Annotated in this window: 21 protein-coding genes and 2 tRNA genes; 14 read left to right on the forward strand and 9 right to left on the reverse strand. The window is 64.9% G+C overall.

Annotated elements, in window-relative coordinates:
- Positions 1–43: 43 nt before the first annotated feature.
- The 4 genes from QW868_RS03190 to QW868_RS03205 all read left to right on the forward strand — a co-directional run bounded on the left by QW868_RS03190 (position 44) and on the right by QW868_RS03205 (position 5,159).
- Positions 44–120: transfer RNA gene (locus QW868_RS03190), tRNA-OTHER, on the forward strand.
- Positions 121–355: 235 nt separating this feature from the next.
- Positions 356–3,820, forward strand: a complete 3,465-nt coding sequence (gene carB / locus QW868_RS03195) for a carbamoyl-phosphate synthase large subunit (protein WP_316181110.1) — start codon at positions 356–358, stop codon at positions 3,818–3,820.
- 207 nt (positions 3,821–4,027) lie between these two features.
- Positions 4,028–4,504: a transcription elongation factor GreA gene (gene greA / locus QW868_RS03200; RefSeq protein WP_315736372.1), complete on the forward strand. Its 477-nt coding sequence runs from the start codon at positions 4,028–4,030 to the stop codon at positions 4,502–4,504.
- Between the two features lie 256 nt (positions 4,505–4,760).
- Positions 4,761–5,159 carry a DoxX family protein gene (locus QW868_RS03205; RefSeq protein ID WP_315777725.1) on the forward strand — a complete coding sequence of 133 codons (399 nt, stop codon included), beginning with the start codon at positions 4,761–4,763 and terminating at the stop codon, positions 5,157–5,159.
- Between the two features lie 82 nt (positions 5,160–5,241).
- Here QW868_RS03205 and QW868_RS03210 read toward each other — a convergent pair whose 3' ends face one another.
- Positions 5,242–5,721 (reverse strand): Lrp/AsnC family transcriptional regulator, encoded by a 480-nt coding sequence (locus tag QW868_RS03210; RefSeq protein ID WP_015664493.1) that lies wholly within the window; start codon positions 5,719–5,721, stop codon positions 5,242–5,244.
- A 289-nt stretch (positions 5,722–6,010) separates the two neighbouring features.
- Between QW868_RS03210 and trxB the strand changes: the two genes are divergently transcribed.
- The 4 genes from trxB to QW868_RS03230 all read left to right on the forward strand — a co-directional run bounded on the left by trxB (position 6,011) and on the right by QW868_RS03230 (position 9,589).
- Complete coding sequence (trxB, locus tag QW868_RS03215) at positions 6,011–6,976, forward strand: thioredoxin-disulfide reductase (protein ID WP_315736370.1); 966 nt, start codon at positions 6,011–6,013, stop codon at positions 6,974–6,976.
- 7 nt (positions 6,977–6,983) lie between these two features.
- Positions 6,984–7,907, forward strand: a complete 924-nt coding sequence (locus QW868_RS03220) for a LysR family transcriptional regulator (RefSeq protein ID WP_315717522.1) — start codon at positions 6,984–6,986, stop codon at positions 7,905–7,907.
- 444 nt (positions 7,908–8,351) lie between these two features.
- Entirely contained in the window at positions 8,352–9,275 is a 924-nt protein-coding gene (dapA, locus tag QW868_RS03225) for a 4-hydroxy-tetrahydrodipicolinate synthase (protein ID WP_316229906.1), read from the forward strand.
- Positions 9,276–9,418: 143 nt separating this feature from the next.
- Positions 9,419–9,589 carry a hypothetical protein gene (locus tag QW868_RS03230; protein WP_315777727.1) on the forward strand — a complete coding sequence of 57 codons (171 nt, stop codon included), beginning with the start codon at positions 9,419–9,421 and terminating at the stop codon, positions 9,587–9,589.
- A gap of 111 nt (positions 9,590–9,700) precedes the next feature.
- Here the strand turns inward: QW868_RS03230 and QW868_RS03235 are convergent, their stop codons facing one another.
- The 5 genes from QW868_RS03235 to QW868_RS03255 all read right to left on the reverse strand — a co-directional run bounded on the left by QW868_RS03235 (position 9,701) and on the right by QW868_RS03255 (position 12,658).
- Positions 9,701–10,378 carry a ParA family protein gene (locus tag QW868_RS03235; RefSeq protein ID WP_315736367.1) on the reverse strand — a complete coding sequence of 226 codons (678 nt, stop codon included), beginning with the start codon at positions 10,376–10,378 and terminating at the stop codon, positions 9,701–9,703.
- A 274-nt stretch (positions 10,379–10,652) separates the two neighbouring features.
- Positions 10,653–11,003 (reverse strand): hypothetical protein, encoded by a 351-nt coding sequence (locus QW868_RS03240; RefSeq protein WP_316229907.1) that lies wholly within the window; start codon positions 11,001–11,003, stop codon positions 10,653–10,655.
- Positions 11,004–11,300: 297 nt separating this feature from the next.
- Positions 11,301–11,377, reverse strand: a tRNA-His gene (locus tag QW868_RS03245).
- Positions 11,378–11,637: 260 nt separating this feature from the next.
- On the reverse strand, positions 11,638–12,072 hold the full coding sequence (locus QW868_RS03250) for a phasin (RefSeq protein ID WP_315777729.1): 435 nt from the start codon (positions 12,070–12,072) through the stop codon (positions 11,638–11,640).
- A 205-nt stretch (positions 12,073–12,277) separates the two neighbouring features.
- Positions 12,278–12,658, reverse strand: coding sequence for a phasin (locus QW868_RS03255; protein WP_316229908.1), 381 nt, complete (start codon positions 12,656–12,658; stop codon positions 12,278–12,280).
- A 307-nt stretch (positions 12,659–12,965) separates the two neighbouring features.
- Here QW868_RS03255 and QW868_RS03260 point away from each other — a divergent pair, with 307 nt between their 5' ends.
- Positions 12,966–16,313, forward strand: a complete 3,348-nt coding sequence (locus QW868_RS03260; RefSeq protein ID WP_316229909.1) for a PAS domain-containing sensor histidine kinase — start codon at positions 12,966–12,968, stop codon at positions 16,311–16,313.
- On the opposite strand, the gene QW868_RS03265 is transcribed toward QW868_RS03260, so the two are convergent.
- Complete coding sequence (locus QW868_RS03265) at positions 16,298–17,509, reverse strand: NnrS family protein (RefSeq protein ID WP_315812901.1); 1,212 nt, start codon at positions 17,507–17,509, stop codon at positions 16,298–16,300. The two genes, QW868_RS03260 and QW868_RS03265, sit on opposite strands and share 16 nt — an antisense overlap.
- A gap of 170 nt (positions 17,510–17,679) precedes the next feature.
- On the opposite strand from QW868_RS03265, the gene QW868_RS03270 reads away from it, so the two are divergent.
- Positions 17,680–18,399: a Crp/Fnr family transcriptional regulator gene (locus tag QW868_RS03270; RefSeq protein WP_315756082.1), complete on the forward strand. Its 720-nt coding sequence runs from the start codon at positions 17,680–17,682 to the stop codon at positions 18,397–18,399.
- On the opposite strand, the gene QW868_RS03275 is transcribed toward QW868_RS03270, so the two are convergent.
- A complete protein-coding gene (locus QW868_RS03275; RefSeq protein WP_409997646.1) occupies positions 18,400–18,603 on the reverse strand; it encodes a DUF1858 domain-containing protein in 204 nt (67 codons plus the stop codon).
- A gap of 72 nt (positions 18,604–18,675) precedes the next feature.
- A complete protein-coding gene (gene hemN, locus QW868_RS03280) occupies positions 18,676–20,028 on the reverse strand; it encodes an oxygen-independent coproporphyrinogen III oxidase (RefSeq protein WP_316229910.1) in 1,353 nt (450 codons plus the stop codon).
- Positions 20,029–20,243: 215 nt separating this feature from the next.
- Between hemN and QW868_RS03285 the strand changes: the two genes are divergently transcribed.
- The 4 genes from QW868_RS03285 to QW868_RS03300 all read left to right on the forward strand — a co-directional run bounded on the left by QW868_RS03285 (position 20,244) and on the right by QW868_RS03300 (position 24,760).
- Complete coding sequence (locus QW868_RS03285) at positions 20,244–20,453, forward strand: hypothetical protein (RefSeq protein WP_316229911.1); 210 nt, start codon at positions 20,244–20,246, stop codon at positions 20,451–20,453.
- 357 nt (positions 20,454–20,810) lie between these two features.
- On the forward strand, positions 20,811–21,905 hold the full coding sequence (gene nirK / locus QW868_RS03290) for a copper-containing nitrite reductase (protein WP_315736359.1): 1,095 nt from the start codon (positions 20,811–20,813) through the stop codon (positions 21,903–21,905).
- Positions 21,906–21,957: 52 nt separating this feature from the next.
- Positions 21,958–22,839, forward strand: coding sequence for a formylglycine-generating enzyme family protein (locus tag QW868_RS03295; protein WP_316229912.1), 882 nt, complete (start codon positions 21,958–21,960; stop codon positions 22,837–22,839).
- Positions 22,840–23,038: 199 nt separating this feature from the next.
- Entirely contained in the window at positions 23,039–24,760 is a 1,722-nt protein-coding gene (locus tag QW868_RS03300) for a hypothetical protein (RefSeq protein WP_316229913.1), read from the forward strand.
- The last annotated feature ends 8 nt before the right edge of the window (positions 24,761–24,768 follow it).

Raw genomic sequence — 24,768 nt, forward strand, 5'->3', positions numbered from 1 at the left:
CACGGGGCTGGCTCACGCGGCCGTGAGAGGTAAGATCACCCTCGGCCCGGTGGCGGAAGCTACGACGCGAAGAGCGGTGCAACGCTCTTGAACCTGGTTCAAGTCCAGGCCGGGCCTCCAGCCTTCGCTGCTGCGCAGCTTCGGCTCGGCGAGCCAGCGACGGCAGGGCGCCCCTCCGCCCCTCTCCGCCAAATTGGCCGTTGATTTCGGCCCAAAACCCTTTTCGCTCAGAGGAAACTGGTCTAAAGACCGCTCGCGCGCGAGCACTGGTCGCGCCTGGGCCTTACGGGGACGCGCGATACGCGCGCCCTTTTTTTGTGCCCAATTCCTGCCCGTTCCTTGCCCGTGAGCTTGAATGCCGAAACGAACCGACATCTCGACCATCCTGATCATTGGCGCCGGTCCGATCGTGATCGGCCAGGCCTGCGAATTCGACTATTCCGGTACGCAGGCGGTGAAGGCGCTGAAGGAGGAGGGCTATCGCGTCGTCCTCGTCAACTCCAATCCGGCCACGATCATGACCGATCCGGAGCTGGCCGATGCGACCTATATCGAGCCGATCACGCCCGAGATCGTCGCCAAGATCATCGAGAAGGAACGCCACGTCATCCCCGGCGGCTTCGCACTGCTGCCGACCATGGGCGGGCAGACCGCGCTGAACTGCGCGCTGTCGTTGCGCCGGCAGGGGACACTGGAGAAGTTCGACGTCGAGATGATCGGCGCCACGGCTGACGCGATCGACAAGGCCGAGGACCGCCAGCTATTCCGCAACGCGATGGAGAAGATCGGGCTGCAGACGCCGAAGTCGCGGCTCGCCAACGCCTCCGCGCTGAAGAAGCAGTACCGCGACAAATATCTCGCCGAGCGCGAGAAGCTGTCCGGCGCCGAGCGCGACGAGCTCGACCGGCAATGGACGCTTGGCGAGAACGAGCGCCGCAAGCGCTACCAGGAGCATGCGCTCGGCCAGGCGCTGATGGCGCTGTCCGAGATCGGCCTGCCCGCGATCATCCGTCCCTCCTTCACGATGGGCGGCACCGGTGGCGGCATCGCCTACAACAAGGAAGAATATCTCGACATCATCGAGCGCGGTCTCGACGCCTCCCCCACCAACGAAGTACTGATCGAGGAATCGGTGCTCGGGTGGAAGGAGTACGAGATGGAGGTGGTCCGCGACAAGAAGGACAACTGCATCATCATCTGCTCGATCGAGAACCTCGATCCGATGGGCGTGCACACCGGCGACTCGATCACCGTCGCGCCGGCGCTGACGCTGACCGACAAGGAATACCAGATCATGCGCGACGCCTCGCTGGCGGTGCTGCGCGAGATCGGCGTCGAGACCGGCGGCTCCAACGTGCAGTTCGGCGTCAACCCGGCCGACGGCCGCATGGTCGTGATCGAGATGAATCCGCGCGTGTCGCGCTCCTCGGCGCTGGCCTCCAAGGCGACCGGCTTCCCGATCGCCAAGGTCGCGGCCAAGCTCGCGGTCGGCTACACGCTGGACGAGATCGCCAACGACATCACCGGCGGCGCGACCCCGGCCTCGTTCGAGCCAACCATCGACTACGTCGTCACCAAGATCCCGCGCTTCGCATTCGAGAAATTCCCGGGCGCCTCGACCACGCTGACGACCTCGATGAAGTCCGTCGGCGAGGTCATGGCGATCGGCCGCACGTTCCAGGAAAGCCTGCAGAAGGCGCTGCGCGGGCTCGAGACCGGCCTCACCGGCCTCGACGAGATCGAGATCGAAGGTCTCGGGCGCGGCGACGACAAGAACGCGATCCGGGCTGCGCTCGGCACGCCCACGCCGAACCGTCTCCTGCAGGTCGCGCAGGCGATGCGGCTGGGCTGGTCGAACGAGGACATCTTCAACTCCTGCAAGATCGACCCGTGGTTCCTGGCGCAGATGCGCGGCATCGTCGAGATGGAGGACAAGGTCCGCCGGCACGGCCTGCCGCCGAACGCGAGCGGCATGCGCACGCTGAAGGCGATGGGCTTCTCGGATGCACGGCTCGCGGTGCTGACCAACACCACCGAAGCCGACGTCGCGGCCAAGCGGCAGGCGCTGGGCGTCCGTCCGGCGTTCAAGCGCATCGATACCTGCGCGGCGGAGTTCGCTTCGCCCACCGCCTACATGTATTCGAGCTACGAAACGCTGTTCGCAGGCCAACTCGCCGACGAGAGCGCGCCGTCCGACAAGAAGAAGGTGATCATTCTCGGCGGCGGTCCAAACCGGATCGGCCAGGGCATCGAGTTCGACTATTGCTGCTGCCACGCCTGTTTCGCGCTGTCCGACGCCGGCTTTGAGACCATCATGGTCAATTGCAATCCGGAGACGGTCTCGACCGACTACGACACCGCCGACAGGCTCTATTTCGAGCCGCTGACCTCCGAGGACGTGCTGGAGATCATCGCGACCGAGCGCAAGAACGGCACCGTGCATGGCGTCATCGTGCAGTTCGGCGGCCAGACGCCACTGAAGCTGGCGCGTGCGCTGGAGGCGGCCGACGTGCCGATCCTCGGCACCTCGCCGGAGGCCATCGACCTCGCCGAGGACCGCGACCGCTTCAAGCGCGTCCTCGACAAGCTGCATCTGAAGCAACCGAAGAACGGCATCGCCTATTCGGTCGAGCAGGCCCGCCTGGTGGCGGCCGATCTCGGGCTGCCGCTGGTGGTGCGCCCGTCCTACGTGCTCGGCGGCCGCGCGATGCAGATCATCCGCGAGGACAACCAGCTCAGCGACTACCTGCTCGGCACCCTGCCCGAGCTGGTGCCGGCCGACGTCAAGGCGCGCTACCCGAACGACAAGACCGGCCAGATCAACACGGTGCTGGGCAAGAACCCGCTGCTGTTCGATCGCTATCTGTCGGACGCGACCGAGATCGACGTGGACTGCCTTTCCGACGGCAAGGACACCTTCATCGTCGGCATCATGGAGCACATCGAGGAGGCCGGCATCCACTCCGGCGATTCGGCCTGCTCGCTGCCGCCGCATTCGCTCGACGAGGCGACCATCGCCGAGCTGGAGCGGCAGACCCGCGAGCTGGCGCTCGGGCTCGACGTCGTCGGCCTGATGAACGTGCAATATGCGATCAAGGACGGCACGATCTACGTGCTCGAGGTCAATCCGCGTGCCTCGCGCACGGTGCCCTTCGTCGCCAAGGTGGTCGGCACGCCAGTCGCCAAGATCGCCGCCCGAATCATGGCCGGCGAGAAGCTCGCCGATTTCGGCCTGAAGAAGCGCGCGCTCAGGCATGTCGGCGTCAAGGAATCGGTCTTCCCGTTCGCCCGTTTCCCGGGCGTCGACACCGTGCTCGGCCCGGAGATGCGCTCGACCGGCGAGGTGATGGGCATCGACCGCTCGTTCGCCGTGGCGTTCGCCAAGAGCCAGCTCGGCGGCGGCACACGCGTGCCGCGCAAAGGCACGGTGTTCGTGTCAGTACGTGAAAGCGACAAGGCGCGCATCACCGAGGTGGTGCGGATGCTGCACGAGCTCGGCTTCAAGGTGGTGGCGACATCCGGGACCCAGCGCTTCCTGACCGACCAGGGCGTGCCGACCGAGAAGATCAACAAGGTGCTGGAGGGACGGCCGCACATCGTGGACGCCATCACCAACGGTGACATCCAGCTGGTCTTCAACACCACCGAAGGCCCGCAGGCGCTGGCCGACAGCCGTTCGCTGCGGCGCGCTGCCCTCTTGCATAAAGTGCCGTATTACACCACTCTTTCGGGTGCCGTGGCGGCCGCGCAAGGCATCCGTGCCTATCTCGGGGGAGACCTTGAGGTCCGCACCCTGCAGAGTTACTTTTCCGAAAACTAATCGCAGCGCGCGGGCGAACGCCCGCTAAGCGGTTGGCAACAATCGGCAATAGAAGCTTTCAGGAACCCGCCGCCCCGTTCGATGTTGTACCGGCCTTTGACGGGACGGTCTTGCCGGGCCTTCAGGCTTTGCTTTGAGCCGCAAAGGCCTATTCTGAAGCTGCTGATCGTGTGCGCCCCCGCCCGCACGACTGAAGGACGAGAAGAGATGGTGGAAAAGGTTCCCATGACTTCGATGGGCTACGCCGCGTTGGAGAACGAGCTCAAGCAGCGCCAATCGGTGGACCGTCCGCGCATCATCGAACATATCGCGGAAGCGCGTTCGCATGGCGACCTGTCCGAGAACGCGGAATATCACGCCGCCAAGGAAGAGCAGTCTCACAACGAGGGCCGCATCGCCGAGCTCGAGGACAAGCTCGCGCGCGCCGACATCATCGATGTGACCAAGCTCTCCGGCGACACGATCAAGTTCGGCGCGACGGTGACCCTGATCGACGAGGACACCGAGAAGAAGGCGGTCTGGCAGATCGTCGGCGAGGTCGAGGCGGATGCCAAGAAGGGCAAGATCTCGATCACCTCGCCGCTGGCGCGCGCGCTGATCGGCAAGAAGATGGGCACCACCGTCGAGGTCATGGCGCCCGGCGGCGCCAAATCCTACGAGATCGCCAAGGTCGAGTGGCGCTGAGGACCCGAGGCATCGGAGCGGTGCCTGTGACCGTTCGGACGAAACCAAGGGCTGCGCGAAGGCGCGGCCCTTCGTCGTTTGGCCGGCCGCACTGCGGCACAATGGCGTTCGGCAGCACACGGTCAATTCATCGGGCTGCAGGCCACACGCCGGTGACGGGCTTTCGGGAATGAGCTAGTGCAGAACCGACGAGCCGTGCCGGGAGAATGGGTCCGGTCCGTCGCATCATGATGGCTTTGATTGGGGGATGATCGACATGGAGCAGATGTTCTCGAAATGGCAACCGGCTGTGCTCAGCCTGTTTCGCTTCGTCACGGGCCTGTTGTTGTTTCAATATGGCGTGGCGAAGATCTTCAAGTTTCCGGCCGTGGACATGTTTGCCAAAGTTGAGCTGCTATCGCTGTACGGTGCGGCCGGCTCGCTCGAACTGGTGCTCGGCGGATTGCTGATCCTTGGGCTGTTCACGCGCCCGGTCGCCTTTATCCTGTCCGGCGAGATGGCCTTCGCCTATTTCATTGGCCACTTCCCGAGAGGTTTCTTCCCGGTCGTCAACAACGGCTCGCTGGCGATCGCGCTCTGCTTTGCCTGCCTCTATCTGACGACCTCGGGCGGGGGTTCGATCAGTCTGGACGCGCTGCTGCGCAAAAAGAACTGAACTCTCTCGCGTCCTGTTCGCTTCGCGACCTCGAGCTTCCGGGTTCAGCCTTGGCGAGGCTGGCCCGGAAGGACAGCCGGGCCTAGCTGCGCCCCTTGACCTCGAGCGGCACCGCCGCCTCGTATTTCGAGTTGTGCAGCACCAGGGACGTTCGCACGTTGCGCACGTGAGGTGCCGCCGTCAGGTGGGTCACGAACTCCTGAAACGTCGCCATGTCCGGCGCCACGCATTTCAGGATGAAGTCCACCTCGCCGGACAGCATCCAACATTCCCGCACCAGCGGCTCGGACCGCACGAACTCTTCGAACGCCTTCAGGTCGGCGTCCGCCTGGCTCGACAGGTGGACCGAGGCGAACACGGTCACGTCGAAGCCGAGCTTGCGCGGGTCGAGCAGGCCCCGGTAGCCGGTGATGTAGCCTTCCTCCTCCAGGGTCCGCACCCGGCGCAAGCAAGGCGGCGGCGAGATGCCGACCCGCTTGGCGAGCTCGACATTGGTGATCCTGCCGTCGGCCTGAATTTCACTCAGGATTTTGAGATCGATCTCATCAAGATTCTTGGACACGGGGATTGTGGGCTCTGGCGGAACAGGAGGGGGGCGCAGGGCGCCGGGGAGACGATGGGCAACTCTCTTAGCGCAAGCCGGTCAATTTGCGCAATTTTATTACTTTAGATTTCCCCTGTTGACCGGGTCGTGAAGGGAAAATTCGCCGAGATGCGTTGCAATTCTTGCATAGCTTGCCAGATCGCTTAGACTTGGATTTGACATTTTCGATGGGGCTTCGGAGCGTTTCTTCCGCGCATTCCGCTCGCTGCGTCGTCAATCCTCCCTTTTCCAGCGAGTCTTCGGCCACATGCAAGCTCCGATCCATGCCAAAGTCGTCATCATCGGTTCCGGCCCTGCCGGCTATACGGCGGCGATCTACGCGGCACGAGCTATGCTGGAGCCGGTACTGATCCAGGGCATCCAGCCCGGCGGCCAACTCACCATCACCACCGACGTGGAAAACTATCCGGGATTTGCCGACGTCATCCAGGGTCCCTGGCTGATGGAGCAGATGGAGAAGCAGGCGACGCATGTCGGGGCCCAGATCAAGACCGACCTCGTGACCAAGCTGGAGCTGGGACAGCGTCCGTTCCGCCTGACCTGCGACTCCGGTGACGTCTACCTCGCCGAGACCGTCATCCTGGCGACCGGCGCCCAGGCGCGCTGGCTCGGGCTGCCATCGGAGGAGACCTTCAAGGGCTTCGGTGTCTCGGCCTGCGCGACCTGTGACGGCTTCTTCTATCGCGGCAAGGAAGTCATCGTCGTCGGCGGCGGCAACACCGCGGTCGAGGAAGCGCTGTTCCTGACCAATTTCGCCTCGACCGTCACCGTCGTGCACCGGCGCGACCATTTCCGCGCCGAGCGCATCCTGCAGGAGCGGCTGTTCAAGCATCCCAAGATCAAGGTCGTGTGGGACAGCGCCCTCGATGAGATCTGCGGCGCCAGCTCGCCATCCAAGGTCACGCATGTCCGGCTCAAGAACGTCAAGACCGGCGCGCTCACCGAGCTGCCTGCCGACGGCGTCTTCGTCGCGATCGGCCACGCGCCGGCAACCGAGCTGGTCGCGGGGCAACTGAAACTGAAACCGTCCGGTTATGTCGAGGTGATGCCGGGCTCGACCGCGACCTCCGTTCCCGGCGTGTTTGCAGCCGGCGACGTTGCCGATGAAACCTATCGGCAGGCGATCACCGCAGCCGGCATGGGCTGCATGGCCGCCCTGGAGGCCGAACGCTTCCTCGCCCACGCCGCGAGCGAACGCGCCGCGGCGGAATGAATTGACGATGCCACGATCACGGGATGGATTTACGGATATGGATTGGGACAAGCTGAAGGTGTTTCACGCAGCGGCGGAAGCAGGCAGCTTCACGCATGCCGGGGAGCAGCTCGGGCTGTCGCAATCGGCGGTGTCGCGCCAGGTCAGCGCGCTCGAGCAGGAGCTCGCAGTCTCGCTGTTCCACCGCCACGCCCGCGGGCTGATCCTGACGGAGCAAGGCGACCTCCTGTTCCGAACCGCGCATGACGTCTTCATGCAGCTGCAGGCGGCGCGCGCCAAGCTGACCGACAGCCGCGAGCGCCCGAGCGGCGACCTGAAGATCACGACCACGCCGGGCGTCGGCATCAACTGGCTGATCCCGCGACTCGGCGAATTCACCGCGCTCTATCCGGAGATCCGGATCTCGCTGATCGTCACCGACGAGGAGCTCGATCTGTCGATGCGCGAGGCCGACGTGGCGATCCGCACCCGCAAGCCGACCCAGCCCGATCTGATCCAGCGCAAGCTGTTCGCGATCAGCTTCCACGCCTATTGCTCGCCGGAATATGTCAAGCGCTTCGGCACACCGCGCACACTCGACGAGCTCGATGATCATCGCATCATCATGCTGGCCGACGGCCAAGTCGCCCCGCATCTCCAGAACCGCAGCTGGCTGGTCGATGCCGGCCGCAACGGGTCCGGTCCGCGCGAGGCCTATTTCAGGGTCAACAACATCCTCGGCCTGGTCCGCGCCTGCCAGCAAGGCCTCGGCATCGCCGCGCTGCCGGACTACCTCGTCGAGGAAAACAGCCGTCTCGTGCAATTGTTCGGAGAGTCGGATTCGATCCAGCTCGACACCTACTTCGTGTATCCGGAGGAATTGAAAACGGTCGCACGCGTTCAAGTGTTCCGTGACTTCGTCGTGAGCAAAGCGCAGCGCTGGCCGGCGTGAGATTGTGCATGTCTGACATGCGGCTTGCATGGTTGCTGCGACGCCATTGAGCCCATACTGAAGTTGTGCTGAGCGTTGGCGTTGCGCATTGTCCCCCTCCTCCAGTGGCGCGAGCGTTCAGAAATCCCTCTTGGAAGGTGATTGTGTCGGCCTCGTTGGCCAGTACCTCCAGCCGGGCTCATTTGGGCCCGGCTATTTTTTTGCCGAATGTTTCCGTGTCGTGCCCGATGCGGCGTTGACAGCATCGCCTGCACCGCGCATCTAGATCGCATGTCCACGTCTTCGCACGCCAAGCTGTCGTCGAAAAAAGCTCCCCTCCCGGGGACATGTGGACGCGCGCGCTAGAATCTCTCGAATTCACCGCCGCATCACCAGCCCCGCCGCGAGGACGGGGCTTTTTTTGCGTGTCCCGTCTCCGGCTCCTGCCACCCAAGGAGATGGACCATGACCAACATTACGACCCGACTGCAGGGCCTCTGGCTGCCCCTGATCACGCCGTTCCGCGATGGCGCGCTCGACGAGCCATCCTTACGCAATCTGGTTCGGCACTACGCCGCCAAGCCGATCGATGGACTGGTGCTCGGTGCCACGTCAGGCGAAGGACTGGCGCTGTCTTGGGACGAGCGCGCCCGCCTGATCAGCGTGGTCCGGGACGAGCTCAACGCCACCGGCCGGTCGCTGCCGATCTGTCTCGGTGTCGGCGGCGTGGCGACGGCCGAGGTGAGCGAATCGCTCGACCGAACCGCGGAATGGCCGATCGACTTCTATCTGATCTCGAGTCCGCCTTACGTGCGCCCGTCGCAGCGCGGCCTGCTGGCGCATTTCACCGCATTGGCTGACCGCACCACCCATCCGATCGTGCTCTACAACATTCCCTATCGCTCGGCGGTCGGCCTCGACAACGAGACGCTGCTGCGGCTCGCGCAACATCCGGCCGTCGCAGGCGTCAAGGATTGCTGCGCCAATCGCATGCAGACGCGCGACTTGATCGCACGCCGACCGCCCGGATTTCGCATCCTCACCGGCGAGGACGCCCAGAGCTTCGATGCGCTGCAGGCCGGTGCCGACGGCGCCATCCTGCTCTCGGCGCATCTGGAGACCGAGACGTTTGCCGCAATCCTGCAGCACGTGAAGGCCGGCCGTCACGACGCGGCAGCAGCGTGCTGGGCGCAGGTCGAGGATCTCACGCGGCTGCTGTTCACCGAGCCGAGCCCGGCCCCGGCCAAGTACTGGCTGGCGCGGACCGGCATCATCGCGAGCCCCGACGTGCGACTACCGATGGTGGAGATCGGTGCCAGCCTTGCCGTACGCCTCGACCAGGAGATCGAGCGCCGCACGACGACAAGGACGCAGAGCTGCGTCGCCTGAGCGCTCCCGAAACAATCGTCGGACCGAGAGACGAAGCCACAGCGCGGAGACCACGGAGGCCGACACCTCCGTGGTTAATCCGAGCTAACAAACGCGATCAAAAGCGGCGCAGTCCGCAACCTCGTGTTTAAAGATGTTCCGCTATGGATGTTGAAAACGTCAAAGAGCGCGGGGGCGTCGTGGCTTTGCAGGATCATCCATACCCTGAGCATCAGGGATTCAGCGTCGAAGACATTCTCTGGGCGGTCGGGATCTGGTCCGTGATCCTGACCCTGACGCCGGCTATCGCCTTCTATTTCCTGATGGTCGCCTGACCTCGCCGCACCCTCTCGCGCGGCGCGAAATCGGCACTCACGCGAGATCGTGTGACCCGACGCAAAAAACGCGCGGAAGACCGCGCGTCGATGCCTCATCTGATGCCGCGATCAGGCCGCCTGCTTGTGCATGGCGCCGTTAGCCGACACGGTCCCGCGAATCGCCCGCACCGAGCGCTCGATCGCAGCCCAAAGGCGCGCGATCTCGGCTGCGGCACGCCCTTCCGCATAATATTCACGCACGCCTTCGCCCTGGCCCAGCGCCATCAGCAGATCGGCGCGGTTGGTGATCTGGCCGCCCCACACCGGCGCCTTGAACTTCGCCAGCGCCTCCCGGGCGATCGTAACGATCGGGCTTTCGGCATCGTCGCGGCGCGCCGGTGCGCCATTGAGAACGACCGCGTAGGGCTTGCGCGCGGCGCGGCAGGTCTGGATCGTCTCCTGCACCGCGTTGACGTCGAACACGCCGGGGCGGGCCGGGATGATCACCATGGTCGCGTTCTTGATCGCATCCTCGACGACGGCCGAGATGGTCGGCGGCGTATCGATCAGCACCCACTCGACGCCGTCACGGCGGGCGGCGGACACGATCGCGCTCACCGAGTTCACGGCCGTCTTGATCGGCGGCTCGTTGGTGCCGCGCAGCTTGTGCCAAAGCGTCAGCGACCCCTGAGGGTCCGCATCGATGAGCAGACTAGACTTGCTCGACTTGATCTGCGCAGCGAGATGGGCGGCCAGGGTGCTCTTGCCTGAGCCGCCCTTACGCGATGCGAAAACAATGACGTTCATACCTTGGCCTCCAGATTGACCCCGGCAGCGAAAATGAATCAGCGGACTGATTCGCGGAAGAAAAATTTAGCGATTAATAAGACGTAACTCCTGATTGCCGAAACGGATTGGTTTTTGAGTCACACCAAAGCAGGCAAAACAGCAGATCCGGCCGCGATGTTCGACAACATCCGGTCATGCCCCATCGCATTTACATGTCGAGGCTGCGCATCGAGGTGCGCATCCAAGGACCTCGGTCATTCCGAGTGCCGCCAAATGCGGCCATCGGCATCGCTCAAGTCGCGTCCGGTCGCGTCGACTTCTTCGCTTTGCCGGCGCGCGCAGTGACCGGCTTGGTGACAGGACGAATGCTCATCGGCCGTTCCGCGCGGCCAGATGACGCTGCCTGGCGCTGCGGTGGCCCGAATTGGGCGCGGCATGGCGGCGACAGCTCGGCCTTGCGGCGGACCATGCAGGCGGTGACACGATCGACGTCGGGAATGTCGGAACTACAAAGCCGGAACGCATCGCCCGTGCACGCCTGCTCCTGCTCGGGGGTATAGGCCCGTGCGGTTACGGGGACTAACAGCGCGGCTACTACGATCAGTACGGCAGAGATGCATGGATCGAGATCAATCCCTCTCATCGTCCCCTCCCCCTCGTTGCCGCAAAGTGTGATTGAAGGAGACAGGATTCGCAAGCAACAGCGCCACGCCGTGCTTCTGATCCGGCGCAGCAAACCGCAAGCGAGGGCACGCCCCGGCGATATATCCGTCGAAATACGGAGACCGGGCTCAGGCTTCCGCACAGCTCTGCGCACACGCCCAGTCTACAGCCATACGCGAGAGGTCGCGACAGGGCTACAAGTCACGGCGCACGATCAATGGGGCGCGGAGCACGTATAGAGGTGAGCCAGCGAACGGCACAGCGATGGTCCTGGCCATGGTACAGTTGGGTGGGCTCGAACCACCGACCTCCTGTTCCACAGACAGGCGCTCTAACCAACTGAGCTACAACTGCATCCGCCATGGACTGCCCGCCAGGGGGCGTCCGAACGGGCCGGAAACTAGGTGCAACGGGCCAATTTGGCAAGGCCGAGAACGAATAAAGTCCCCGGCCATGCCCGCGTTTTTTGACGCTGTTTCGGCCCGAGTGAGCCCCCGTTCAAGCGGGAGCCCAGAAAGCATCGAACCCGGCCGCAACGCGTCCGGGTCCTGGATCTTCCGCTGGCCTCACCGGCGCACGGCCGTACCGCGCACCTGGCTCGAATCAGGCCGGCCTCAGGCCGCCGTCTTGAACAGCTTGCTGGCGCTTTCCTTGATCGGCTCGACCGTCTCGGCCGCAACCTTCTGGCCGAGCTCGCCGAGCTCCTTGGCCTGGGACGTGAAGGTCTCGAACTGCCTGCGCGCGAAACCGGTCCACAGCTCCATCGCCTCCGACGGCGACTTCACGCCGAACAGCTCCTGGGCGAAGTCGAGCGAAGCCGTCGTATTGGCCTTCGTAAATTCCATGACCTTGGACGAGTAGACGCCGGCGCCCTTGCTGGCGTTGGCGAAGAAGGCCTCGATGGCCGAATTGTGCGTTTCCGCAGCGTCCTTGAACTTGGCGTAGTTCTCACGGGCCTGCGACACGCCTTTTTCGGCGAGCGCGCGCACCTGCTCGGGAACCTCAAACGGGATGATGGACGCGGAGAACGGATCGGTGGCATTGGTCATGGCATGTATCCTTCGAAACATTGAGACTGGACCGTCCCGGCAATCGGGAAGTCACTTCGGATCACGCAGAGGAACCGCCCCTGGGAGGTAACAACCTCGCGTAGAGCTATATCGTGTCGTTTTTGTGCAACGCAATGGAAATTCCATTATCAGGAACTCTTTGTCGCGCCCGCTTCCAGAATTTACGGGAGCGGAGAACATCCCCTCAGGCCTTGGGCTTGGTGGTGTCGATCGCAGCCTTGCCGATGGCCTGGCCCATTTCGCTTGCCTGTTCGGTGAGCGACCGCATCTGGCCCTGAACAAATTCGCTGTGAAGCCGCAGCACCTCGGGCAGGTCCTTGGCGTGCACCAGCGATTGGGCGTAGTCGAGCGATGATTGAACGTTCCTTTCGGCATAGGACAAGACCTTGGCGCCGATGTCCTTGGCCCCGGCCCGCACCGTCGCGCTGCGCTGTTCGAGCGAGCCTGCCGTCGCCTCCGCTCCAGCCAGGAGCTGCTCGAACGTCTGACGTGCCTGGTCGATGCCTGCCTCCGCCATCGCTCGCATGTCTTTCGGAATCTCGAATCGTCGCCCGTCTTCGGTCATGGTTCCCTGGCGTCCCGATTGGCTTCGCCCGCAGCGCCTCGTCTCGAAGCGGCCGTCCCCGCTGCCTACGCAACTCGTGGTCCCCAACGGGGGGATTGCAACGAGCCATGCCCGGGTTCGCCGCAATTCCGTGCGCTGCGGCTCACGAGGAACACATTAAGGTTATCCAAGCTTTAGCAGGACAGGAGTACGGCCCCGCCGTGGACCTTGGCCCTCAAAACGCGCGATAGTAACGAATTCTTAACGCCACCAGTTCCGGCCGCCGATCAACGTCCAACATCACAAGAGCCGTTCGCCGTCGTCGCCCATGACCTACGCCGATCTCGAATTGCAGGCCCTCAGCGACCCCCGGCTGGCTGTCCACGCCGCCGGCAGTCTGCCGGCTTGGCTATGGTCGGCCGATGGCAGCCGTGTGCTGTGGGCAAATGCGGCCGGTGCACGCGCCCTCGGCGCGGCGAGCGCAACGGCGCTGATCGCGAAGGCGCTCGGCCCCGCCGACGCGCATCGCCGCCAGGTCGCTCAATTGGGACGGCGTCTGCCCGAGAACGGCAACTTGCGACTCGAACGCCTCCGTGGCTTCGGCGCGCCGCTCGGCACGCTCGCGACCTGCGGCTGCACCAGGATCGATCTGCCGGATGGCACGCGCGCGGTGCTGATCACCAGCACCGACGGGGGCGGACGCAGCGTCCCGCTGGCGGAACGCCTGAAGCGGCTCGTGGAAGCCAGCGGACATGCGCTGATCGCATTCACCCAGGATGGCCAGTTCGCCGGCATCAGTGCAGCCGGACGGCGCCTGTTTGGCACGCGCGACCTGAGCGAGCCGGATGTCGCCGAGATCCGCAGAGCGGCGCTTATCGACGGCATGGCCGAGGTGACGTTCGGCACCGAGCGCGCAGCGCTCTACCGCATCGGCAGCGGCAACCAGGTCGGGCTGGTGGCCGTCCCGATGCCGGCCCTAGCCGACGGGATGGAGGCGCCAGGCTCGGCGCAGACATCAGAGCCAACCGCAGATGCCGCCCCCGCATCACCAGCCCCCGCGCACGTTGCCGCTGGGCCCGTGGTCGTGATTTCGCCTCCTCTTCCGGTGGATGCAATGACTGAACGCCGAACCGAATACGAATCCCCCGCGCTGTCGAACGAAGCGCCGGCCGAGTTCCTGCTGATCGACGATCAGGCCAAGGCCGACCTGTTCGAGGCGCCGGTGCCGGTGCCGCAAACGACGGATGAGACGCATCCTGCCGAGTCCGTCGCGGCGGACCCTTCGGTCGGCCGCCGCCACCCACTCCGATTTTCCTGGCAGATGGATGCCGAGGGACGATTCTCGATCGGCTCAGACGAATTCACCCGCCTGATCGGGCGGCACAGCGCCGCCAAGCTCGGCCGTCCCTGGCATGAGCTCACTGCATCGCTAGGCCTCGATCCAGACGGGCGGGTCGGTGCGGCGATCGAAACGAAAGAGACCTGGAGCGGGCTCGTCGTCAGTTGGCCCGCGGACGGCGAGCGGCTTGCGGTCGAATTGTCGGGACTGCCTGTCCTGACGGAGGACAGGACCCATGCCGGCTATCGCGGCTTCGGCGTCTGTCGCGACCTCGACGCTCTCGACCGGCTGGCCGCACTGCGTCGCCCCGCATTGGCCGATGCAGACGCGGCCGATGCTCCGGACGCCGACGAAACCGAGCCTGCCCAATCCGACCATGTGCAGGCCGCAGATGTGCCGCCGCAGCAGGACAACGTCACGGCGTCATCGCGTGAGGCTTCCATTGCGGCGGACGTACACCACATCGACGGCATCGGGCTCGAAACGACCGGGAATGTGGTCCCATTCCGCGCTCCGGGCGAGTCCAAGCATCCGGTGCTCACGCCGGTGGAGAACAGTGCGTTTCATGAACTCGCGCGTCAGCTGTCGGCCCGGCTCGAAGGCGAGATCCGCAACTCAGCCGCGGACGTCGCGAGTACGGCGTTCGAGCCGGGATCGCGCGTGAGCGATCCGTTGGTCCCGCCGCAGCAGCAGACCCCGTCGGGGACGGAGACGGCGACCGATCATGGCGCGGGGCTGCAGACCGAATGGCTCATCCCCGAGGAGCCGCCGGCCCAGGGCGACAGCCAGCGCGACCGCATCCTGCTCGACCTGCTGCCAACGGGCATGCTGATCTACCGGCTCGATCGCCTGCTCTATGGCAATCCGGCCTTCTTCAGGCAGATGGGCTACGCCGACCTTGCGGCCCTGGAGCAGGCGGGCGGGCTCGATGCACTCTATGTCGAGCCGGGCGTGTCGTCAGCGTCGAACAAATCCGAGGCCGGCACCCCCGTGACGATCTCGGCAGCCGACGGGTCCTCCAGCGAGGAGGTGAAGGCGGAAGCCCGCCTGTTCACGATCACCTGGGACGGCGATACCGCCCATGCCCTGATCTTCGCTCCGGTGCCCGGAACCGCGGCCGCGGTTCCGACGGCGACCGACGCTGCGCCGATGCCAGTGCCGGCCTCGGCTGCACCAGCCCCCCTGGTCGTGGCCCCGCCTCCGGCCGCCGGCCACGCCGAAGCCGAAGACCTTGCGGCGATCCTCGACGTCACAGCCGAGGGCATCCTGATGTTCGACGCCGGCGGCAACATCCACGCCTGCAACCGCAGCGCCGAGGCGCTGTTCGGTCACGACGGCGCGGCGCTGGTGCGCCGTAACCTGATCGAGCTGTTCGCGCCGGAAAGCGCCCGCCTCGTGCTCGATTACCTCGACAGCGTGCAGCAGGCCGGCGCGTCGAGCGGGTTCGATCAGGGCCGCGAGGTGCTCGGGAAGATCGCTCAGGGCGGCCTCATTCCGTTGTCGATGGCAATTGGCCGGACCAGGCCCGACGGCCCGAACTTCTTTGCCGTGTTCCGCGATCTGTCGCAGCTCCACCGCGGCGAAAGCGAGTTGCTGCAGGCTCGTCGCGTGGCCGATCGGGCCGCCAACGCCAAGGCCGACATGCTGGCCCGGATCAGCCACGAAGTACGCGCGCCGCTGAACGCGATCATCGGCTTTGCCGAGGTGATGATCGGCGAACGGTTCGGCACGATCGGCAACACCCGCTACGCCGAATACATGAAGGACATCCGCACCTCGGGCGAGCGCGTCGTCTCCCTGATCGACGATCTGCTGGAGCTGTCGCGCATCGAGACCGGCAAGCTCGAGCTCGCTTTCACCAGCCAGAATCTCAACGAACTGGTGGAGAGCTGCGTCGCAGCGATGCAGCCGCAGGCCAACCGCGCCCGCATCATCATCCGCACCTCGCTGTCGCAACTGCTGCCGCCGGTCATCGCCGACGCCAGGGCGCTGCGCCAGATCGCGATGAACGTGATCTCGGCCTCGATCTCGCTGGCCAATCCCGGCGGCCAGGTCATCGTCTCGACCGCGCAGACCGATTTCGGCGAGGTCGCGCTGCGCGTCCGCGACACCGGTCATGGCCTGAACGATCAGGAGGTGGCTGCGGCGCTCGAACCGTTCCGTGCGCCCTCGGCTTCCGAGCAAGGCTCCGATGGCGCCGGTCTCAGCCTGTCGCTCACCAAGGCGCTTGTCGAAGCCAACCGGGCGCAGTTCCATATCAAGGCCGCGCCGAAATCCGGCACGCTGATCGAGGTGGTGTTCTCGCGCGCCATGGCGCGCAATCAGAGCACCGGCTGAACCGATCCTGCCCGGCGTACGGCCAGCGCACGCCGCTTGAGACCGAGCAGCAGCGGACCGAACGCCAGAACGAAGCCGGCGAATGCGACCACCCAGGCAAGCGCCGCGACGTGTAGCAGCACCTCGGTATGCGCCGGCGCCAACACGGCGCAGACCCGCGTGACCGCTGCGACGATGATCGCCAGATAGATCACCTGGGTCGCGGGCGCGGCCGTCAGCGCCTGGCCGGTGTGGCCGAGCGTGGCCCGCGTCATCACTGCAAGCGTCGTGATGCCGGCGGCCCCGACCATCCAGGCGTGCAGCCCGGCGCTTGGCAGAATCCATCCGAGGCTGGCGGCCGCCGTGAGCAGGAAGCCGAGCGGAACGAACACGTAGCCGACATGCAGGATGACCAGCAGCCGTTCGCGCAAGGTGCGATCGCCGGCCCAGCGCGCGAGCCTCACCACATGCAACAATCCGGCCGCCGTGAGCGCAAGCGCGGTCGGCGCGCTCTCAGGAACCAGAATCCAGCCGAGCAGGCTTAGCGCACTGAACAGCACGACGGCGATGTCGAAGCGGCCGAACGGCGCCGGCAGCCGGCCGGGATTGTGCTTGACCAGCCAGTTGCGGGTGAAGCTCGGCGTGATGCGGCCGCCGATCAGTGCGAGCAGCAGCACGATCACGGCAACACCGACGCGAATGGCGTAGTCGGCCGAGCCGCGCAGATGAGCCTCGACATGGAACGCGATGTTGCCGGCGCACAGCACCGCGACGATTGCGACCACCGGCAAATTCCGCCAATTGCGCCCGGCGACGATCTCGCGCGCCGCGGCCAGAACGACAAGCATGAGGAAGCTCGCATCGATCAGCAGCGCGGCCCACCAGGGGCCCAGCGCGGACATCGTGACGGCCAGTCGTCCGGCCGTCCACACGATCACGAGGGTGAGCAGCGGCAGGCCCCGGATCGGCAGACGTCCGGTCCAGTTCGGGATCGCCGTGAACAGGAAGCCAGTGACGACGGCCGGCAAATAGCCGTAGAGCATTTCGTGCACATGCCAGTCGCGGGGAGCGAAGCCGGAGCTCAGCTTCAGCTCGCCGTAGAAAGCCGGGACCCAGATCAGGATCGCCAGCGCGGCCTGGAGCGCGCCCAGCAGAAAGAACGGCCTGAACCCGTTGGCGAGAACGGTCCAGCCCTGATAGTTGCGTGGAATGGCCATGTGCATGCTCGCTCGATGAAGGACGGGAACCGCACCGATCGCGGCGTTGTGCTTAACATGTAGTTGCGCGTCGCCCACTATGACTTGCGCCAGCACAAACTTCCGACAGATCGCAAAAACGTGCTATTGAGCGCCGCAAAATTAGGCCGAATCCGGCCCCGGAGAACACCATGGCTTCCATCGACCGTTCGCTGGTCGCGCATCTGCCGCTGTTTGCGGGGCTGTCCGCGGAGGATCTCACGGACGTGCTGCGGGAAGCCCGCTCCCTTCGCGTCCCCCGCAACGGCGCAGTGTTCGAGCAGGGCGCCGATGCGACCTCGTTCTTCCTGCTGCTCCACGGTCATGTCCGCGCCAGCAAGACGACGCCGACCGGCGACCAGATCGTGGTGCGCTATGTCGTGCCAGGGGACACTTTCGGCGTCGCCCCCGCCATCGGTCTCCAACATTATCCGGCGACAGCGACCGCCGTCGACGACAGCATCGTGCTGGCCTGGCCGTCCGCCTCATGGCCGCGGCTGGTCGCGAAGTTCCCGTCGCTGGCGGCGAACACGCTGCAGACGGTCGGCCAGCGGCTGCAGGAAACCCATGCGCGCGTGATCGAAATGTCGACGCAGCAGGTGGAGCAGCGCATCGCGCATGCCCTACTCCGGCTCGCCAACCAGGCCGGCCGCAAGCTCGATCACGGCGTTCAGATCGACTTCCCGATCAGCCGGCAGGATATCGCCCAGATGACCGGAACGACCCTGCATACGGTAAGCCGCATCCTCTCGGGCTGGGAGCAGCTCGGCCTCGTCGAAAGCGGACGTCAGAAGATCGTGCTGCGCGAGCCGCACAAGATCGTCCTCCTGGCGCAGCAGAACGCCGGTGACGCGGCCGCGTCGCGGACCTGATCACGCGCAGGCACACAGGGCCGCGAGGAACGCGTCGGGATCGACGCCATGCTCGTGGCAGGCATCCGCGACGTTGTGAAAACAGGCGATCGGGCAACCGACGCAACGCATCTGGAAAGCAAGAAAGACGCGGATGGTCTCCGGCCTTCGCCGCATGACGTCGTCGACCAGTTCATCGAAGGAGATTGGCATGCGCGCCTCCATTCCAGCGCGAATGGTAGCGGGCATGCCCTTGGCGGTCTTTGTCGCGGCACAAGCACCGCGGCAGCTGGCCGGTCAGACCGCCCGGCTGTGCAGCTGCTTCGACGCGTCGAGATGCGCATCGAACGCCGCAGCGACGCTGCGCACCAGGAACCGGGAATGCTCGGTCACCGCGAGCGCACCGCCGTTGAGCTCGACCACACCGTCGGAGATCAGCGATTGCAGCCGCGGCGCCGATCTCAGCATGTCGTCGGTGTCCGTGCCATGGCGGGTGCAGATGACGTCGAGGTCCACGCCGTAGTCGCACATGATGCGCTCGATGATGTCGGCCCGTAGGCGGTCGTCATCCGTCAGTCCATAGCCTTTCACGGTCGCGAGGCTGCCGGACGCGATCTTCTGCTCATAGGCCCGGACCTGCGGCGCGTTCTGGACATAACCTTGCGGCAGTTGCCCGATCGCCGAGGCGCCGAACCCGAGCAGCAGATCGTTGGCATCGGTCGTGTAGCCCTGGAAATTGCGATGCAGCCGGCCTTCGCGGAACGCGATGGTCATCGGGTCGCTGGGCAAGGCGAAATGATCGAGCCCGATCTGGACGTAGCCTGCGTTCTTCAGCGCATCAGCGATCGCACAGGCCTGATCGTAGCGTTCCAGACTGTCCGGCAGCGCCGAGTCCTGAATCTTGCGTTGGTGCGTCTTGAACGATGGCACATGAGCGTAGCCGAACACGGAGAGCCGGTCGGGGCGAAGGTCGATGGCACGCCGGACGGTGTCGAGACAGGACGCCACGCTCTGATACGGCAGCCCGTAGATCAGGTCGAAATTGATGCCGGCAACGCCAGCCTGGCGCAATCCATTCGTGGCCGCCGCGGTCTGCTCGAAGCTCTGTACCCGGTTGATGGCCTGCTGCACCCGCGGATCGAAGCTCTGCACGCCCAGGCTGGCGCGATTGACCCCGCTCACCCCCAGCGCGGCGATCATCTCCGGCGTCAGCGTGCGGGGATCTATCTCGATGGCGATTTCCGCCGATGGCAGCACGAAAAATGAATGGCGCAGCGATCCGACGAGATCCACAAAGGACTCCGGCGCCATGATGGTGGGCGTGCCGCCGCCGAAATGAATGTGCCCGACCTGCAGCCGCCGGCCAATCTGGCGCGCCACCATGTCGATCTCGCATCGCAGTGCCGATTCGTAGACCGCAATCGGCTCATCGCGCTTGGCGACCATGGTGTTGCAGCCGCAATACCAGCACATCGAGCGGCAGAAGGGCACATGCAGGTAAAGTGATGCCGTCGCGCTCGCCGGTATCGCGCGCAGCCATTCTGCGTAGGTGGACGGGCCGACCGCGGCGGAGAAATGAGGCGCCGTGGGATAGCTGGTGTAGCGCGGAAGGCGCTCCTGTCCGTAGCATGCCGCAAGATCTGGTCTCATGTCCTGCCTGTCACCTGAGCGTGTCGACCTGGGGTTCGGAGGTCCTTGACATAAGGCAAGAGGGGCGGCCTTGAGCTTTCTCAAGGCGCGGCCGGCAGATGCCCCGTTGGATAACCAGTAAAACGCCGGTTATCGCCTCGGACTTTGCGCTTCCTCAAAGTGGCCGGCTCATTTCACATCATCATTGATTCATTGACGATTCGAGGAAAACCGCAATGGAAGCTCTGCAACTTCTGATCCGTTCATTTGCTCTCCTCGCCGGCATCCGCGGCCATATCCCCCAGTCCGACGGATTCGAATCGTTCCGCGACGAGTCGGGGCCGACAGGCCTGCTCGGCAATATCGCCATGTTCATGACCACGATGTTTTGCCTCGCGGCGGCAGTGGCCTTCGCCGCGTTGCTGGCGCTGCGCTGGCTGAGCTGACGAGTTTGGTAACCCATCGTCGATCGGTGCAATGCCTTGAACCTTGGCCTTGAACCTCGCATCCTGGTGCTCGTGACTGTCCTGCGGTCTCGGCAAACGGATGGATCATTTCTCGGCGCGTAGTTGCGCGGGGACAGTCCAGCCCCCTTTGCTCCGCGCCCCCGTCCGGACTCCCCAAGAACTACTCGCCGATGCAACTCATTCGCGCGATGCGCTGGCGCAGCCGCGCCAATTTCGCTCCGAACCCGCCATCGCATTCCGCAAATGCGAAGTTGCTTGTTGCAGCACAAACAAGCCGGGTTCCAACGAGAGCATGATGATTGCGGCACTACAACAGATCCAATGAAGGAGCGATCCATGTTGACCCGCCGCACCGCCATGTTCAGTGCAGCCATCGCCGCGATGATGCTTGCGGCTCCCGCGATGGCCGAGGACCTCAAGCTGCCGCGCCAGAAGGTCGATCTGGTGGCTCCGCCGTTCGTGCATGCGCACGAGCAGGCGACGAAGCAGGGGCCCAAGATCATGGAGTTCAAGCTCGTGGTCCAGGAGAAGAAGATGGTGATCGACGAGAAGGGCACCACCTTCCAGGCCATGACGTTCAACGGCTCGATGCCGGGCCCGCTGATGGTGGTCCATGAGGGTGACTATGTCGAGGTGACCCTGGTCAATCCCGCGACCAACAGCATGCCGCATAACATCGATTTCCACTCCGCGACCGGAGCGCTGGGTGGCGGCGCGCTGACCCTGGTCAATCCCGGCGAGCAGGTCGTGCTGCGCTGGAAGGCGACGCGGACCGGCGTGTTCGTCTATCATTGCGCCCCAGGCGGACCGATGATCCCCTGGCATGTCGTCTCGGGCATGAACGGCGCCGTGATGGTGCTGCCGCGCGACGGTCTCAATGACGGCCGCGGACACGCGTTGCGCTACGATCGCGTCTACTACATCGGCGAGCAGGACCTCTACGTCCCGCGCGACGACAAGGGCAACTTCAAATCCTATGACTCGCCCGGCGAGGCATATAGCGACACCGAGGAGGTCATGCGCAAGCTCACGCCGACCCATGTGGTGTTCAACGGCAAGGCCGGCGCGCTCACCGGAAAGAATGCGCTCACGGCCAATGTCGGCGAGAACGTGCTGATCGTGCACTCGCAGGCGAACCGCGACAGTCGTCCGCATCTGATCGGCGGCCACGGTGATTATGTCTGGGAGACCGGCAAGTTCTCCAACGCGCCGGAGACCGGGCTCGAGACCTGGTTCATCCGCGGCGGCTCCGCCGGTGCCGCGCTCTACAAATTCCTGCAGCCCGGCATCTACGCCTACGTCACCCACAACCTGATCGAGGCGGCCAATCTCGGCGCAACGGCCCATTTCAAGGTCGAAGGCAAGTGGAATGACGACCTGATGATGCAGGTGAAGGCCCCGGCCGACATTCCGACCGGCACGACGAACTGATCGGCCCAGGGGGCCGGCATGTCCGGCCCCCCACTCTTCTCAGTGTGCTGCCATGCTGCTCGCTTTCAAGATCAAGCTCACCCTTGCCTGCGTCGCCGGATTGGCTGGCCCGACCACAATGGCCCCGATCCTTGCAGGGCTGCCAGACCGCGCCGCCGGTCTCGACGGCCCCGCCCTCACCGAGATCGCACCTGGGACGATCAGCTACCGCGACTCCGGCGACCATCTCCGCAACGGCCGCCAAGCCGAAGCTCCCATCACGACGGTCCGCTTTGATCATCCGCTGACCATGATGACGAACCACGTCAGTGCCGCCGACTACCACGCCTGCGTCGAAGCCCATGCATGTCGCGCGCTCGATCGCGACGTCCCCATCGCCATCGATCGTCCGGCGGTGCAGGTAAGCTGGCACGACGCCGTTGCCTACGCCGAGTGGCTCTCGCACAAGACCGGCGATAGCTATCGGCTGCCGACCGATACCGAGTGGGCCTATGCGGCCGGGAGCCGATTCAAGGACGATGGCATCTCGATCGACGACGCCGATCCCTCGCGGCGCTGGATCGCCCGCTACGAACGGGAAGCCGCCCTGCAAGACGATCCCAAGACGCGCGGCTTCGGCGGCTTCGGCATCAACGAGCACGGCATTGCCGACCTCGCGGGCAATGTCTGGGAATGGACCTCGACCTGCTTCACACGCAAGCTGCAGGATAGTGCCGGTCGCGTCATCAAGACCGTCAGCAATTGCGGCGTCCGTCTGGCCGAAGGCGCGCATCGAGCCTACGTGACCGACTTCATCCGCGATGCGCGCGCCGGCGGCTGCGCCTCCGGCACGCCACCTGCCAATCTCGGTTTCCGGCTTGTCCGCGATCAACCCTCATGGAGCCGCAGCATGACGCGACGCCTCGGCCGGCTACTCGGCGCCATCCGCGCCTGACATGCTCGGCCTCCATAAGTCCGCTCGAAAAGTGCACTCGAAGCACGCTTGCCTGCAACCTACGCCGGCGCCGGATCGACGGTGCCCTGACACTGGCACAAATGACAGTCACGCAAAACAACTTTCGGTTGCGAAATCTGAGTTGCAAACGTTAGACAATTGCCGTTGAGCGACGCGATGAGCGGACCAGGAGGCGAGTGTGATTTCTCGACATCCGCCGGTCTTCTTCACGTCCGACCTGCATGGTTACGGGATCGGCAACACCAGCTGGTTCGACGACGATTCGCCGAGCGCACTGGCTGGACGCTGCCTCATCGACGCGCTCGAATATCTGCGGACGTCGCCCAAATTCGCCGCCAAGGACTGGCACGTGGTGAATGCGGGCGCGGCGCGTCTCGTGCACCAATGTCTCACGGACGGCGCGCTGGCGCGCAGCGATATTCTCGATCGCGTGGCTCCCGCCATCGAACGGGTTTGCGCACGGATCGTCGCGAGCCGCCAATATCGCATTCCGTTCTATGGCGACGACTTCTGGGACTGGGCCAGTGTGGTCGACGGTTTGTGCGAGGTACAGCAGGTTTCGGTGACCGCGGCCCAGGTCGCAAGACGCGAGCTCGACCAGTTTCGTAGGACCGTCCACATCCGCATGCCGAGCGGTCTCTCGGTCGGCGACCTCGAGCACGAATGGTTCGGACCGGCGATCGCAACACGCGCCTATCGTCTGCTGGATTCCCGCGCATCGGGAATAGATCCCGACCTGCGCAACGAGTTGCAGGCGCAATCGCTCGAACGCATCGAGCGCGGCAGGTATCGCGGACGGCAGGTGACGCCGTGGCAATTGAGCTGGCACTACGGTCAGGTCGTCGGCGAATTCCAGCGCGCCGCAAGCGAGCAGGCGGCCGAGCTGGCTGATTTTGCCTGGCTCGCCGTTCCCCTCGAACTCAGCAAGCGCGCCCAAGTTCTCGCGCGCATCCTGCAAGGCGCCTGCGCGGTGAAGGACCGCAGGACCGTCCTGCAGGCCTTCGAAGAGCTCTATCGCTGCGAGACACCCGGCCGGCCGCTCGGCCAGGGCGTGATCGGCGCCGACATCGAGGCCTCCCTGGACGTGCTCGAAGCGCTGTGGCAGCAGCTCGACGGTCGTGAGAAGGCCAGCATCAACGCGATGCTCGACGCGCTGCGATTTCTCCATGCCAAAGCCAACACGATCGGTTTCGTGGTCGAAACGCCGGAGGATATCGAAGCCCTGGTCCAGGCGATGGGCCCGGGCACGCTGATCGAACAGCGCAACGCGGCGCGCGCCATCATCAGGCATTCCTGCTTCCATGCAGTCGTGTGCCTCGGGCGATCGATCGCCGAGGTGGCGAGCGCGGCCGCAGTGGCGATCGAAGAGCATGGGGCGCAGTGGCTGATCATGCCGGGACGGGCCGACGCCCTGGGAGCGAATCTCCCGCAAGTGGCCCGCGGCCCGCGATTCGTCGGCGCCGGCCCCGGCGATCTCGTCATCGCCACCTCGGTCGCGCCATTCCGGATTCAGATCAAGCTGCGCGACGCGCTCAGCATGGCCGAGCCGCCCTCGGTCGATGACAGCGGAATGATCATTCCGGCCGATCCCGAGCTTTGCCGCCTCGCGCACGAGGCCGCAAATGGCATGCTGGACGACATCGACGTGTTCTTCGAAGGAATGACAGTGACGTGCGATGGCGACGGCACCGACGCCGAAATCTCGGCGGCGTTTCCAGGCGCGCTTGCGACGGATGACACGGCCTATGCGATGGGACTGATCTGCCTCGGCCGCAGTGTGCCGTGCCTGATCATTCAGGGGTTGGCGGAGACGACGCCGCCCGCTGCTGCGAGCCGGGCGCGGCATGCGGCATGCCGGCTCGCCGTCAAGGTCGCGGAGATGCTCTGCCGGCGCTGGTAGTCGCGCCC

It is taken from the genome of Bradyrhizobium sp. SZCCHNR1051, assembly GCF_032489615.1.
Lineage (GTDB): Bacteria > Pseudomonadota > Alphaproteobacteria > Rhizobiales > Xanthobacteraceae > Bradyrhizobium.